The following is a 12,379-nucleotide window of genomic DNA, read 5'->3' as shown; positions in this document are numbered from 1 at the left end:
CACTCCCGCCCTTTTTATATTCGGTTTTAGGCTTAAGCCTGCTGCAAGTTTACAGCGGCTTTCTTGCCGTTATTTCCGGTTTCGACGTCATATGTCAGACGTTGTTCTTTTTCGAGCGACTGCATTCCGGCAGCCTGAACTGCTGTAATGTGCACGAAGCTGTCATCGCCACCATCTTCAGGAGCAATGAAACCATAGCCCTTGTCGGTGTTGAAAAATTTTACGGTGCCTGTAGGCATAGTCTTATTCCTATTCATAACTTAATTATGCCCGATGCTGCGACATGCAGAACCGGACGGGATTGGCCAACTTCGAGAAATGGGAAAAAGAGTATGCGACCTTAGGGGTTGCGAGACCATGATTTCGTCGTAACGCGATTTATTAGCTTCACTATCTATAACAGCCTATTCGGTAATAAGCAAACAGATGTATTTCGACTGTTTCATGGCCCGCCGAAATTGTGTAGCAGCGGCGACAATGAACAAATTCTTCGTGACCAGTCTGGCAGTTTTGTCGCTCTGCATGCCGCTCGCTGCCTGCGATACCGCTTCTCTGCCGGCGCAGGAACCTTCCCCCGAGGACCTGTTTTTTGAACGCCTGAGCAAACTCTGCGGCAAAGCCTATGCCGGTCTGCTGGTATCGGATCAGGAAGCTGATGCGGAGATGAAGGGCAAGCCAATGATCATGCATGTAGCCAAATGCGACTTGAACGATATCCAGATCCCCTTCCATATCGCCGACGGTGATGGCAAATGGGATCGGTCGCGAACGTGGATGATAACGCGGACAGATCAGGGACTTCGCTTGAAACATCGCCATCGCCACGAAGATGGCAGTCTGGACGACGTCACCAATTATGGTGGAGAAACTGGTAAAGATGGCACGGCAGACCGACAGGAATTTCCCGCTGACGACGAATCTATCGCCTCGTTTCAGGCCAATGGGCTGGATCAATCGGTGACCAATATATGGGCGATGGAGATCACCCCACCCGGCCAATCCGGATCGCGTTTTGCCTATGAACTGCGCCGGCCAAACTCGGCAGACGGGCGCTTTTTCCGGGTCGAATTCGACTTGTCAAAACCGGTAGCCCTGCCGCCACCGCCCTGGGGAAGCTAAAGCCATGTTGGCTCAACTGGCTGTCAGCGGAATGATGGTGTTGCTCACCGTCTTTATCCATGGCTCCGGAATATTTGCATTGGGCCGATTCCTGAAAGTCGAAGCGCGCGAGGAAGCGGCGGAAAATATACATCCGATGTCGCTGCGCGGTATTTCGGTGACACTGGCGCTGGTGCTTGGCCTGATTGCCCTGCATGGTATCGAGATATGGCTCTATGCTTTCGTGTTTCTTGGTCTCGACGCACTTCCCACGATAGACGAAGCGATCTATTTTTCGACCATCACCTATTCAACGACCGGATATGATGACGAAGGCTTTAACGTGGCCTGGCGCATGGTGGCCGCGATAGAGGGGGTGAATGGTATCATTTTGCTCGGATGGTCGACCGCATTTTTTGTCACCGTAGTCGCGCGTATGGGAAGAACGAAATGACGGACGGCAACCAAAAGCAGGGCCGTTGGCGCAGCTTCTTCCGCTGGCTGCTGGCTCTGATCTATCTCGTCGCCGGCATCGCCCATATTCGATCACCCGCCGGCTTTCTGGCGATCACGCCGGACTGGGTCCCGTTTCCGAAACAGGTCATCCTGTTCACGGGAATGGCGGAGATTGCCGGCGCTATCGGGCTGTTAATTCCGCCAAAGCTCGTTCCAGGCCTTCGATATGCGGCGGGCATCGGCCTCGCGCTTTACGCATTTTGTGTCTATCCTGCGAACGTCAACCATGCGATCAATAATATCGCGATCAATGGAGAAACGGCAAGTTGGATCTATCATGGTCCCCGTCTGGCGTTCCAGCCGGTATTCATCTGGTGGGCGCTGATCGCGGGTGACGTAATCGATTGGCCATTTGGAAGGAAAAGGCCGTAAAGCTGCCCCTAAGTGGGTATTTATATTAGGAAAGAAGTCGCTAGACGCGGCAGGGAAAAGGAGAATGTATGGAAAAGCATGGTGATAAAATCGAAGTAAGCGAGCGGGAAGCCAGCAACAAGCCGCGCGGCGCTCATAATGTCAGAATCGTATTGGCGGCTTCTTTGCTGCTGGCCATCATTGTATTGTCACTGGTGTGGATCATTCCCGCGCTCAGCTAAAGGATCGCAAGGGTCGGACCGTAATACGGTTGATCCGTTAGTTCTCAGACGACGCCAGCGATATAGGCAACCAGCAAAGCAGACGGGAGGAGGAGCGCTTGGGCGAGCACGGTTCCTCCCACCCGGCTTAGCGAGAGCCAGGTGATCGTGCGCATGAACATCGGCTGGCTGACCCGTCCACTAACCACATCGTCGGTCATCACCGACAATTGCAGTGATTGATGGCTCTATCTAGTCCTGCGCCGCCCACCTTCCGTGCCAGTGGTGATACTACCAGGGCCGCTGGAGCCAGAGTCCCCATCAGCAGAGCTGTCATCTGAGCCACTAGCGTCGTTGAGGGCACATGGTTGAGTTGAATGGGCCAAACAGGATTCAACATTCGTCATCGTATTATTCACTGCCGTGCCGGTGCTGGTGACGGCGGCAATCATACCGACGCCAATGAGTGCTGCGAGCAAGCCATATTCAATAGCCGATGCTCCCGCGGTGTCTTCAATGAGATATTTGATATTCAATTTTCAGCCCCCGTCTTCGTGTGTCGTTAACGCATTGCCCCCCCCCTTAATGTGCAAAAATGGTAAAATTGGTTAATGGTGAGATGGTTTTTTTTAGCAATATTTCCGGTTGTCATCTTTTTGAGATCACCGGATGATGAATCGTGCTCAATCGAGCTTGATATCGAAAAACGGTCAATGCGCTATTTCGGATAGGGTTGGTGTGGAAGGTCGACAGAAGGCCCCTTCCTCTCCCAATAACCAATATATTGCGCGCTGCGACTGTTCTAGATTTCGACTTGAGACCCCAGTTCGACCACACGATTGGGAGGAATGCCATAGAACAGCGTCGCCCTTCCTGCATTGCGGTTGAGAAAGGAGAAGATCGAATTGCTGATAGCGCGGATCACATTTCCTGATCGCTTGAAGGTTATGGTTTCCCGACCGAGAAAATAACTGGCTTTGTCAAAATCAAGATCAAGGCCCTTCACTTTGCACCGTTTCAGTCGATGTGGCACGTTGACGCGTTCGTTGAACCCATAGTTAAAGGTCACGCGATAAAAGTCCGGACCGAGCGTCTCGAGAATGATCTGGTCTTTAGCCGCAATCTTGGCGGTCGGCCGGATTTCGACGTGCAGCAGGACCACATGTTTGTGCAATGAACGATTATGCTTGATATGATGCAGCAAAGACGTCGGTACGCCTTTGGACAACGAGGTCATGAATATGGCGATGCCTGGCGTGCGAATTATTGAACTGGAGGGCAACTGCTTGACGAACTGAGCTGCCTCCATTTCCCCATGCTTCACTTGCTCGTTCAATTTTCTCCGGCCGCGAGCCCAAATCGTCATCAGAGTAAAGATTAACACTGCCACGATGGTTGGGAACCAGCCGCCGTCAAAGAATTTCACGATATTGGCACCGAAATAGGCAAAGTCGAGCGGAATGAACATGATCGCCAAGGCCGCAAGCAGCGCTTTGTTCCAACCCCATCGCCCTAAAACGAACAGGGTCAGAAAAGTCGTGATCACCATATCCATCGCAATCGCGAGCCCGTAGGCGGAAGCGAGGTTGCCGGAGGACTGAAAGAGCAAAACCAACCCTATTGTAGCGAACAACAGCATCCAGTTCACAAACGGAATATAGATTTGCCCAAATTCTTCGCCATCGGTCTGGACCACCGCCATGCGCGGCAATTGTCCCAACTGCATTGCCTGACGAGTCAGCGAAAACACGCCCGAGATAACCGCTTGGGATGCAATGACTGTTGCGACGGTCGCGAGGATGATCAGCGGGATCAGGGCCCAATCTGGAGCCAGATGGAAAAATGGTTGGGCAATTTCCTCGTTGTCAGAAAGAACCAGTGCACCCTGTCCGAAATAATTGATCAAGAGGGCCGGAAGGACCAACGCAAACCACGCCAGCTTGATGGGTTTCACACCAAAATGTCCCATATCGGCGTATAAGGTCTCCCCCCCAGTCACCACCAGGAAGACCGTTCCCAAGACCAGAAATGCCGTTGCCGATTCCGTCAACAGGAACTGTATCGCCCAGCTTGGACTCAAGGCTACCAATATCCCTGGCTCCAGCCAGATGCCTCGCAAACCGAGCAGCGCAAGCGCCGAAAACCAGAGGACCAGAATAGGGCCAAACACGCGTCCAATTTTGGCGGTACCGAACCGCTGTATGGAGAATAAACCGATCAATATTCCGATCGTCAGCGGGATGACGAACGGTGTAAAGGCCACCGTGACCAACTCAAGGCCTTCCAGGGCGCTGAGCACGGAAATAGCGGGCGTAATAGCGCCATCACCATAAAGCAGTGCGGCGCCGAACAAGCCCGCCACGACCAAGACATGGCGGACGTGCGATCTTCCTGACACTTTGGTTTGCAACAGCGAAACCAAAGCGATGATACCGCCCTCACCGTCATTGTCTGCGCGCATGACGACCAGCAAATATTTTATCGATATGACGATGATTAACGACCAGGTAATCATCGACAATACACCGAAAATATGGGCCTCGGTAACATCCAGATGAGCTAATCCCAGAAAGCTCTCCCGGAACGCATAAAGCGGGCTGGTGCCGATATCCCCAAATACAATACCGAGCGCCGCCAGAGTTGTCGGCAGAAGCTTTCCAGGCGGTTTTGTATCAGTTTGCATTTCAGAATTTCTCAATCGCGTGAAAGATCAGTCGTTTGATGGCCTATCATTATCGGAATAAGCAACTTTTCAAAGCGATTAATATAGCGAAGGATTAGGAAGCTTACCCGTACTCAAGGGTTGCTTGAACAACCGCCCAGAGAGAGCAACCAAATTTTACACGCTATTGGCATCCTGAAAGCCGACAGAGAATAGGCTGGGCCGCATATTATTCAGGGTCAGCTATCAAATCTTATACCATTTACCCAGTCCAACACCGACTTTTCCAAACTGGAAATATGGCGGCCCTGGCTTTCAAGATCCGCCACATCATCGTTGAGTTGTGACTGAAGATATTCATATCGCGCCAACAATTCTCTGGCGCTGGCTTGGTGGCCATCATGGAAGCTTTTCTTCAGCTTCAGGCGCTCTTGCGCTTCCACGATCTTCTCATGGATTCGCTCCAGCTTTGCCTTCTCATGTTCAGCCATATTCAACTTCTCCTTTACAACAGCACTTGCGGCAGAAAGGCGCTCATCTGTGACCTGAGTGAAACAGGCCAATGGTGAACGCATCCGCGCCATCTACAACAACGAGCGTCGCTATATATAATAGTCGGCTCAGGCAATGCTCAATCTTGAATGGTGGTAGAATAGCAGAAAACCCTCTGCGATAGGGATATCTACTGAAAACATAGAGGTCGGCTGTATCGGCGATACGGCAGCCAAGATGCCCGCCAGTGGATCGACGCAGGACGGCGTTGGGATTGGAACCACGCCAACATCGCCTTTTGTAAATAAATTTACAATTTAACAGAAAATGCTGCGGCTTGTCCGACATAACGACTAAAATATTGACAAAATTTTCTAGCCCAATCGCGTAAGCGGGTGCAGAGGCTCTGACAGACGCTGCAAACAATTTGACAGCGGAAAGTGTAACCGCCTCCCCAGTTTAAGGAAGAATATCATGTCCTATCAAGAATTTAAAAATTCAGCGCAGAAGCTGATCAATGACCAGAATGGCACTTGGGCTGGTATCGACGCTGAATCTGTTGCCCGGATGCAGCTGCAGAATCGCTTCAAGACCGGACTCGACATTGCCAAATATACCGCAGCGATCATGCGTGAAGATATGGCCGCTTACGATGCCGACAGTTCCAAATATACCCAGTCGCTGGGTTGCTGGCACGGTTTTATCGCGCAGCAGAAGATGATCTCGATCAAGAAACATTTCGGCGATACCAAGCGCCGCTATCTGTATCTGTCGGGCTGGATGGTCGCCGCCTTGCGCAGCGAATTTGGCCCCCTGCCCGACCAGTCGATGCATGAAAAAACCTCGGTGCCAGCACTGATCGAAGAGCTTTACACCTTCCTTCGTCAGGCGGACTCTCGCGAACTGAACCTGCTGTTCCGCGACATCGATGCGGCCCGCGAAGCCGGTGATACGGCGGCAGAGAATGCAGCGATGGACAAGGTCGAGAATTTCCAGACCCATGTCGTGCCGATTATTGCCGATATCGACGCCGGATTTGGTAACGCGGAAGCGACCTATCTGCTCGCCAAGAAGATGATCGAAGCAGGCGCCTGCGCGCTGCAGATCGAAAACCAGGTTTCGGATGAAAAGCAATGCGGCCACCAGGACGGCAAGGTTACCGTGCCGCACGAGGATTTTCTCGCGAAAATCCGCGCCTGCCGCTATGCTTTCCTCGAGCTGGGCGTCGAAGACGGCATCATCGTCACCCGCACCGACTCGCTCGGAGCCGGCTTGACCAAGCAGATTGCGGTTTCCAACGAACCCGGCGATCTCGGCGACCAGTATAACAGCTTTCTTGATTGCGAAGAGATTGACCCCGCCACGGCGAAGAATGGCGATGTCATCCTCAACCGCGACGGCAAACTGCTGCGGCCCAAGCGGCTGCCATCCAACCTGTTCCAGTTCAAACCGGGCACCGGCGAAGATCGCTGCGTTCTCGACAGCATCACCTCGCTGCAGAACGGTGCTGACCTGCTCTGGATCGAGACCGAAAAGCCTCACGTTGAACAGATTGCCGGTATGATGGACCGGATCCGCGAAGTCGTTCCCAATGCCAAGCTGGTTTACAACAATTCGCCGTCGTTCAACTGGACGCTGAACTTCCGTCAGCAGGTCTATGATGCGATGAAGGCCGAAGGGCTGGACGTTTCGGAATATGACCGCGATGCGCTGATGGATGCGAAATATGATGACACCGAACTGGGTGAAGCAGCTGACAAGCGCATCCGTACCTTCCAGGCGGACGGCTCGAAGCGCGCCGGTATTTTCCACCACCTGATCACGCTGCCGACCTATCACACTGCGGCCCTGTCTACCGACAATCTGGCCAAGGAATATTTCGGTGACGCCGGCATGCTGGGCTACGTCCTCGGCGTCCAGCGCAAGGAGATCCGTGAAGGGATCGCCTGCGTCAAGCACCAGAACATGTCGGGCAGCGACATTGGCGATGACCACAAGGAATATTTCGCTGGTGAAGCCGCGCTGAAGGCCGGTGGTGCGCACAACACGATGAACCAGTTTGGATAAACCACAAGAGTTCGGGTGCTCCACCCCTTTGGGGCACCTGATCCAACCAGTTTTCCTGGGGAGGAAAAACTATCCGTCGGCAGAAATGCCGGCGGATTTTTTCTGTGTGGACAATTGGACCAGACCTTATCAGGGTTGATCATGACGGGTTCAGCTAGCCCCGCCTAGCGTCGGACCGGTTCAGCAAGGGGGACTTCATGAGGTTGCGCAGATCCGGTTCGATTCTGGCCCTGGCGGCCTTGCTCTCCTCTTGCGGCGGCGGTGGCGGCGGCGGCAGCAACAATGTCGTCAGCCTGCCGCCCGGCGGCGGTGGCGCAGCGCCCGCACCCACGCCGACCCCGGTCAACACCACCTGCTCGCTGCAGAACCGGCAGAGCTGGGCGTTTGACCAGATCAATGAATGGTATCTGTTCCCGGAGACCCTGCCGGCCAGCCTGAGCCCCACACCTTATGCCACGGTACAGGACTACGTCGATGCGCTGACCGCCACCGCGCGGAATCAGGGCCGGGACCGGTTTTTCACCTATATCACCTCGATCGCCGAGGAAAATGCCTTCCTCGAGTCCGGCGCGACGGCCGGCTTTGGTATCCGCCTGAGCTATGACAGCAGCGCGTCCCGCGTGTTCGTGCTCGACGCCTATGAAGGCGCACCAGCTCTCGCCGCGGGGATCGACCGTGGCACGGAACTGCTGGCGATCGGCACCAGCAACGCCAATCTGCAGACGGTATCGTCGTTGTTCGCCCAGGGCGGTGCGGCGGCCGTGAGCAGCGCGCTCGGCCCGGCGACGGCAGGCACCAGCCGCGTTCTCCGGTTTCGCAATGCCGCGGGCAATGAGATCACGACCACGGTGAGCAAGACCGATTACGATATCCAGCCAATTTCGCCGCGCTACGGCGTGCAGATCCTCGACAATGGCGGCACGAAGACCGGCTATATCAACCTGCGGACCTTCATTGACAGCGCCGAAGCGCAGCTGCGCGATGCGTTCTTGCAGTTCCGCAACGCCGGCGTCACCGATCTGGTCATCGACCTGCGCTACAATGGCGGCGGGCTGGTGCGCACGGCGGAGCTCTTCGCTGACCTGCTCGGTCGCAACCGGTTCAGCAACGAAGTGCAGTCGGTCACCCGTTTTCGCCCCAGCAAGTCCGCCAATAACGAAACCCGCAATTTTCGGCCGCAAGCGCAGTCGGTCGCGCCGACCCGGATCGCCTTCATCACCACTGGCGCTTCGGCTTCGGCCAGCGAGCTGGTGATCAATGCGATGATTCCCTATCTCGGCAGCGATATGGCGCTGGTTGGCAGCAACAGCTACGGCAAGCCGGTCGGGCAGATCGGCCTTGACCGCAGCGCCTGTGACGACCGCATCCGAATCGTCGCCTTTGCCACCGAGAATGCCGACGGTAACGCCAATTATTACAATGGCCTCGCCGCTTCGGTCGCCAACAGCTGTCAGGCGGCGGATGATATCAGCCTGCCGCTGGGCAATCCCGGAGAAGCCTCGACAGCGCGGGCGCTCGGCTTTCTGTCCGGCGCATCCTGCACCCCGATCAGCAGCAGCTCCAGCAGCGGTGCCAATGCCGGGCAGCGGGAGCCGGTGTCGCCCTTCGCCAAGCCGCTCAGCCGGGACCGTGCCTTGCTGATGCCCGAGCAGCCAACCCCGGCGCAGCGCGAGGTCCCGGGCTCTTTCTGACAAAAACAGCGATTTTTTCGTATCCCATCTCAGTAGCTTGATCACTTTTCTTCGCGGGATGTGCTGCGCATCACCGCATCGGGCAACAGCGACCATCATTTTATCTCCATCAAACGACAAGGAGATAAATGATGACCAAGACCATGATAACCACCGCCCTCGCTCTCACCCTCAGCCTTGCCGCCACCGGCGCGCAGGCTCAGGGCCGGACCGATCTGTCGGCCGGTAACAACCAGAGCGAAGTCGGCTTGCTTCTGCCCGCCGTCCAGTCGGCGCGAGAAGCGGCGCGCCGTTCTTCGCCGCCGCCCAGCGCCAGTGATGTTCTGGAAGCGGAACTGCGCAAATTCTTCCGCTTTACCACGCCGATGGAATAGACCGGCGCGCAATATCAGCGCAAAGCCATTTGACAATCGCACCCCGACCATGGCTATGATAAGGCCATGGACCAAAGCGACGCCCCGTTGATGGAAGCCAGCCTGGAAGCGCTGGGCGACCGCTATAACGGCATGGCCGCCGCACTGTTCGACCGGTTTATCGCTGACCATCCGCACTATGCGCCCGCTTTCCTCAACCCCGAAGCAGCGCGCGAGCGGATGACGCGGGAGACGCTGGAAGCGATGCTCGGGCTGGCAGCGGGCGAATGGTGGGTGGAAGATGCCGTGACCAATTTCATCGACCTGCATCACAATTATGCCGATTTCACCGCGCACGACTATGCCGCCTGGTTCACGCTGGTGATCGAGACCATGGCGAAGCGCGCCGGGACCGACTGGCCAGACGGCGCCAGCGCCGCGTGGCAGCGGCAGGCCGACGCGCTGGTCGCCAGGGTCGGAGACATAGCGCGCAACCAGGAAGTGCCGGTGCGGGCATGACCGAAGCACAGGCGATCATCGACCGGCTCGGCCTGCTGCCCCATCCCGAGGGCGGCTGGTATCGCGAGACCTGGCGCGCCGATGCCGCGGATGGCGAGCGGGCCAGCGCGACGGCGATCTATTTCCTGCTCGAGGCCGGACAGCGATCGCACTGGCACCGGGTCGATACGGCGGAGCTGTGGCTGTGGCATGCCGGCAGCCCGCTGGCGATCAGCACCGCGCCCGATGACGCGGGACCGGTTGCCGCGATGCGGCTGGGGCCCGACATTCTGGCTGGCGAAGCCCCGCAATATCTGATCCCGCCCGGTCACTGGCAGGCCACCGCAGCGGAAGAAGGCTGGGCGCTGGTCAGCTGTATCGTGTCGCCGGGGTTCGAATTTTCCGGATTTGAGCTGGCCGATCCCGGATGGGCACCCGGCGGCTGACAAGACCAGAAAACTCCGGCGTTTCATTGTCCCGGGGGGCCATAGAACAAGGGATGAAAGGATATAACACTGTCCGGCGCGGACACCCGCAAAGGCAATATCTGATAATAGGCCGCGACTTGCTCATCCGGGCTTAAATCCGGATAGGGCCGGAAACCAAAGCGGCTATAATAGGCCGGATCTCCGGTCAGCACGCAGCCTGCCGCGTCGCGGGCGCTTAGTTCTGCAATACCGGCTTCGATCAGCTTGCTGCCGATATGCTGTTTCTGCAGGTCCGGCTCCACTGCCACCGGTCCGAGCGCATACCATCCAGAAGACCCGTCCGCCGCAAGCGCCTCGGTAAAGGTCGCCTGCCCGACCACAGCGCCCTCACGCTCCGCCACCAGAGAGAGGGCCAGGGCCCCGGCATCGCGGAACCGGTCGATCAAATCCTGCTCATTCCCCTCCGCATAGGCCATGGGTGCAAAAGCGCGCTTGGTGATATCATGGATAGCAGGCACGTCCTCGGGTTGTTCCGGGCGGATCAGCACGTTCATCGCATCAGCTCCCTGCCCCCTCATCGTTCAGCAATCGCGGCGATCAGCAGGATCAGTGCGCCGGTGCAGCTTAGCGTCCGGACATGGTTCCAGGGCAGCCAGCGTTGCATATAGCGCCGCCACATCGCCTCTCCTGCCGGGCCATGGGCATCGACGGCGTCCAGCGCATTGTTGAGCGGCACATTGCCGATGATCGTCACGAACAGCATCCCGACCAGATAGAGCGCTGCGCCGCAGCCCATCTGCCATGCACCAGCTATTCCCCATTGCATCACGCCGCCTATCACCAACAGCAAACAGGCCAGACTGCTGGCGAAAAACAGCGGCAGGAACGGCGATTTCACAATCACCCGGTTGATCGACTGCATCGCCGCCATGCCGACGGCCTGACCGGCGGCGTCCAGCGCCTGCATTACGAAAAACGAGAAGGCAAAATAGATGCCCGCCATCACGCCGACCGATATCGCGGCGAACCAGAGCGTAATCGTGAGTAATTCCTGCATCGGATATCTCCTGAACTGTTTTCAGGGCTGGTCACCCAAGGGGACAGCGCCAGCCCTGTTTCCGGTGACAAGCTACAAGCGAGCGGCTTTGCCATCAACTGGCGGGGATTGCTTGTGCAAATCCGCTGTGCGCGGGCCAAAATCATCGGCGATAACTTTACAAACCCGCATGTTTTTATTTTCTGTGACTTTCCGGATCCGGGGGCATCTCATGGCCGGGCGGGGCAAGCCGGTCCAGCCGTGTCAACGCCGCCAAAAGCGCGCGATTGTCAGCTTTCTGGAGCGTGCCGACATAGCGCCCGTCCCTGAGGATCGGGTGGTAGCGACCATGCCGGATGCGGTGGAACAGACCTTCGAGTGTGACCTTTGGCAAAGGCGTGCGCGACGTCCCCGGCAACCCAAGAACCGCGTCCCAGGCCGCCGCAAATTCCTCCGCCTCCGGCTTGCGGCGCAGCCGGTAGGCGCTCTCCCGGCTCATCCCGACACGCCCCGCCGCGATTTTGATGCAACGGGTTTCGGCGAGATAACCGACAAACTCGGCCTGCCGGACCGGTGTCCAGCCATCCACGCGCGCGCGCAGCGGGACCGGGGTGAAGGCCGGGATGCGGGAGATACGGCGCTTCTGCACCGCACGGCTGCGGGGGTCGGGGCGATTGGTCATGGCCGGGATTAAGGCATATTTGGGGGGATGTAGGACAGCGGTTTTTGGTGGGGCGCGGGGAGCACCTCCCTTGAGCGGGCTGCCGTTCGTGCTGAGCTTGTCGAAGGACAGGTTACGCCGATAGGGGCACTTCGACAAGCTCAGTGCGAACGGGAATCGTATTGAGTGCCCTCCAGCTCGTCATCCTGAACTCGTTTCAGGATCTCGTGCGGCAGGCGCGCAATCGAGAGGGATCCTGAAACGAGTTCAGGATGACGAGTATGTGGCCCCCCTCACCCACCAAA

17 protein-coding genes are annotated in these 12,379 nt (G+C 56.9%); 9 read left to right on the top strand and 8 right to left on the bottom strand.

The window, feature by feature from the left end; genetic code table 11:
- Window positions 1-32 precede the first annotated feature (32 nt).
- The gene (locus ACN0WW_RS04655) at window positions 33-239 is read right to left on the bottom strand and encodes a cold-shock protein (protein WP_067200226.1); all 207 of its coding nucleotides are present in this window, start codon (window positions 237-239) and stop codon (window positions 33-35) included.
- 238 nt (window positions 240-477) lie between these two features.
- Here ACN0WW_RS04655 and ACN0WW_RS04650 point away from each other — a divergent pair, with 238 nt between their 5' ends.
- The 4 genes from ACN0WW_RS04650 (at window position 478) to ACN0WW_RS04635 (ending at window position 2,207) form a co-directional block, all read left to right on the top strand.
- Window positions 478-1,119: a hypothetical protein gene (locus ACN0WW_RS04650; protein ID WP_417609897.1), complete on the top strand. Its 642-nt coding sequence runs from the start codon at window positions 478-480 to the stop codon at window positions 1,117-1,119.
- A 4-nt stretch (window positions 1,120-1,123) separates the two neighbouring features.
- Window positions 1,124-1,552, top strand: a complete 429-nt coding sequence (locus ACN0WW_RS04645) for an ion channel (protein ID WP_417609895.1) — start codon at window positions 1,124-1,126, stop codon at window positions 1,550-1,552.
- Window positions 1,549-1,986 carry a DoxX family protein gene (locus ACN0WW_RS04640; protein ID WP_417609893.1) on the top strand — a complete coding sequence of 146 codons (438 nt, stop codon included), beginning with the start codon at window positions 1,549-1,551 and terminating at the stop codon, window positions 1,984-1,986. The genes ACN0WW_RS04645 and ACN0WW_RS04640 overlap by 4 nt, the downstream gene beginning before the upstream one ends.
- Window positions 1,987-2,054: 68 nt before the next feature.
- On the top strand, window positions 2,055-2,207 hold the full coding sequence (locus ACN0WW_RS04635) for a hypothetical protein (protein WP_417609891.1): 153 nt from the start codon (window positions 2,055-2,057) through the stop codon (window positions 2,205-2,207).
- A 44-nt stretch (window positions 2,208-2,251) separates the two neighbouring features.
- On the opposite strand, the gene ACN0WW_RS04630 is transcribed toward ACN0WW_RS04635, so the two are convergent.
- The 4 genes from ACN0WW_RS04630 to ACN0WW_RS04615 form a co-directional block, all read right to left on the bottom strand.
- Window positions 2,252-2,407, bottom strand: a complete 156-nt coding sequence (locus tag ACN0WW_RS04630; protein ID WP_417610490.1) for a lipid II flippase family protein — start codon at window positions 2,405-2,407, stop codon at window positions 2,252-2,254.
- Window positions 2,408-2,434: 27 nt separating this feature from the next.
- Complete coding sequence (locus ACN0WW_RS04625) at window positions 2,435-2,722, bottom strand: Flp family type IVb pilin (protein ID WP_417609889.1); 288 nt, start codon at window positions 2,720-2,722, stop codon at window positions 2,435-2,437.
- Between the two features lie 266 nt (window positions 2,723-2,988).
- The gene (locus ACN0WW_RS04620) at window positions 2,989-4,869 is read right to left on the bottom strand and encodes a potassium transporter Kup (protein ID WP_417609887.1); all 1,881 of its coding nucleotides are present in this window, start codon (window positions 4,867-4,869) and stop codon (window positions 2,989-2,991) included.
- Window positions 4,870-5,087: 218 nt separating this feature from the next.
- Window positions 5,088-5,423 (bottom strand): hypothetical protein, encoded by a 336-nt coding sequence (locus ACN0WW_RS04615; RefSeq protein ID WP_417609885.1) that lies wholly within the window; start codon window positions 5,421-5,423, stop codon window positions 5,088-5,090.
- A 391-nt stretch (window positions 5,424-5,814) separates the two neighbouring features.
- On the opposite strand from ACN0WW_RS04615, the gene ACN0WW_RS04610 reads away from it, so the two are divergent.
- From ACN0WW_RS04610 to ACN0WW_RS04590, 5 genes are all read left to right on the top strand, one after another.
- The gene (locus ACN0WW_RS04610) at window positions 5,815-7,407 is read left to right on the top strand and encodes an isocitrate lyase (RefSeq protein WP_417609883.1); all 1,593 of its coding nucleotides are present in this window, start codon (window positions 5,815-5,817) and stop codon (window positions 7,405-7,407) included.
- Window positions 7,408-7,604: 197 nt separating this feature from the next.
- On the top strand, window positions 7,605-9,098 hold the full coding sequence (locus ACN0WW_RS04605) for a S41 family peptidase (RefSeq protein WP_417609881.1): 1,494 nt from the start codon (window positions 7,605-7,607) through the stop codon (window positions 9,096-9,098).
- 128 nt (window positions 9,099-9,226) lie between these two features.
- Entirely contained in the window at window positions 9,227-9,472 is a 246-nt protein-coding gene (locus tag ACN0WW_RS04600) for a hypothetical protein (RefSeq protein WP_417609879.1), read from the top strand.
- Window positions 9,473-9,538: 66 nt separating this feature from the next.
- On the top strand, window positions 9,539-9,970 hold the full coding sequence (locus tag ACN0WW_RS04595; RefSeq protein WP_417609877.1) for a hypothetical protein: 432 nt from the start codon (window positions 9,539-9,541) through the stop codon (window positions 9,968-9,970).
- Entirely contained in the window at window positions 9,967-10,395 is a 429-nt protein-coding gene (locus tag ACN0WW_RS04590) for a cupin domain-containing protein (protein WP_417609875.1), read from the top strand. Before ACN0WW_RS04595 ends, ACN0WW_RS04590 begins: the two co-directional genes overlap by 4 nt.
- A 23-nt stretch (window positions 10,396-10,418) precedes the next feature.
- Here the strand turns inward: ACN0WW_RS04590 and ACN0WW_RS04585 are convergent, their stop codons facing one another.
- The 3 genes from ACN0WW_RS04585 to ACN0WW_RS04575 all read right to left on the bottom strand — a co-directional run bounded on the left by ACN0WW_RS04585 (window position 10,419) and on the right by ACN0WW_RS04575 (window position 12,095).
- Window positions 10,419-10,931: a GNAT family N-acetyltransferase gene (locus tag ACN0WW_RS04585; RefSeq protein ID WP_417609873.1), complete on the bottom strand. Its 513-nt coding sequence runs from the start codon at window positions 10,929-10,931 to the stop codon at window positions 10,419-10,421.
- A 20-nt stretch (window positions 10,932-10,951) separates the two neighbouring features.
- Window positions 10,952-11,434 carry a DUF1772 domain-containing protein gene (locus ACN0WW_RS04580; RefSeq protein WP_417609871.1) on the bottom strand — a complete coding sequence of 161 codons (483 nt, stop codon included), beginning with the start codon at window positions 11,432-11,434 and terminating at the stop codon, window positions 10,952-10,954.
- A 175-nt stretch (window positions 11,435-11,609) separates the two neighbouring features.
- The gene (locus tag ACN0WW_RS04575; RefSeq protein WP_417609870.1) at window positions 11,610-12,095 is read right to left on the bottom strand and encodes a hypothetical protein; all 486 of its coding nucleotides are present in this window, start codon (window positions 12,093-12,095) and stop codon (window positions 11,610-11,612) included.
- Window positions 12,096-12,379 lie beyond the last annotated feature (284 nt).

The organism is Parasphingorhabdus sp. (genome assembly GCF_048269865.1).
Classification (GTDB): Bacteria; Pseudomonadota; Alphaproteobacteria; order Sphingomonadales; family Sphingomonadaceae; genus Parasphingorhabdus.
The sequence above is the reverse complement of the archived record's forward strand: the minus strand, read 5'-3'. Positions and strand labels throughout refer to the sequence as shown.

Bases quoted from the DNA above. Each gene is read 5' to 3' on its own strand.
- ACN0WW_RS04650 (WP_417609897.1), top strand. From the start codon at position 478: ATGAACAAATTCTTCGTGACCAGTCTGGCAGTTTTGTCGCTCTGCATG.
- ACN0WW_RS04580 (WP_417609871.1), bottom strand. From the start codon at position 11,434: ATGCAGGAATTACTCACGATTACGCTCTGGTTCGCCGCGATATCGGTC.
- ACN0WW_RS04635 (WP_417609891.1), top strand. From the start codon at position 2,055: ATGGAAAAGCATGGTGATAAAATCGAAGTAAGCGAGCGGGAAGCCAGC.
- ACN0WW_RS04595 (WP_417609877.1), top strand. From the start codon at position 9,539: ATGGACCAAAGCGACGCCCCGTTGATGGAAGCCAGCCTGGAAGCGCTG.
- ACN0WW_RS04655 (WP_067200226.1), bottom strand. From the start codon at position 239: ATGCCTACAGGCACCGTAAAATTTTTCAACACCGACAAGGGCTATGGT.
- ACN0WW_RS04605 (WP_417609881.1), top strand. From the start codon at position 7,605: ATGAGGTTGCGCAGATCCGGTTCGATTCTGGCCCTGGCGGCCTTGCTC.
- ACN0WW_RS04575 (WP_417609870.1), bottom strand. From the start codon at position 12,095: ATGACCAATCGCCCCGACCCCCGCAGCCGTGCGGTGCAGAAGCGCCGT.
- ACN0WW_RS04645 (WP_417609895.1), top strand. From the start codon at position 1,124: ATGTTGGCTCAACTGGCTGTCAGCGGAATGATGGTGTTGCTCACCGTC.
- ACN0WW_RS04585 (WP_417609873.1), bottom strand. From the start codon at position 10,931: ATGAACGTGCTGATCCGCCCGGAACAACCCGAGGACGTGCCTGCTATC.
- ACN0WW_RS04620 (WP_417609887.1), bottom strand. From the start codon at position 4,869: ATGCAAACTGATACAAAACCGCCTGGAAAGCTTCTGCCGACAACTCTG.
- ACN0WW_RS04630 (WP_417610490.1), bottom strand. From the start codon at position 2,407: ATGACCGACGATGTGGTTAGTGGACGGGTCAGCCAGCCGATGTTCATG.
- ACN0WW_RS04640 (WP_417609893.1), top strand. From the start codon at position 1,549: ATGACGGACGGCAACCAAAAGCAGGGCCGTTGGCGCAGCTTCTTCCGC.
- ACN0WW_RS04590 (WP_417609875.1), top strand. From the start codon at position 9,967: ATGACCGAAGCACAGGCGATCATCGACCGGCTCGGCCTGCTGCCCCAT.
- ACN0WW_RS04615 (WP_417609885.1), bottom strand. From the start codon at position 5,423: ATGCGTTCACCATTGGCCTGTTTCACTCAGGTCACAGATGAGCGCCTT.
- ACN0WW_RS04600 (WP_417609879.1), top strand. From the start codon at position 9,227: ATGATGACCAAGACCATGATAACCACCGCCCTCGCTCTCACCCTCAGC.
- ACN0WW_RS04610 (WP_417609883.1), top strand. From the start codon at position 5,815: ATGTCCTATCAAGAATTTAAAAATTCAGCGCAGAAGCTGATCAATGAC.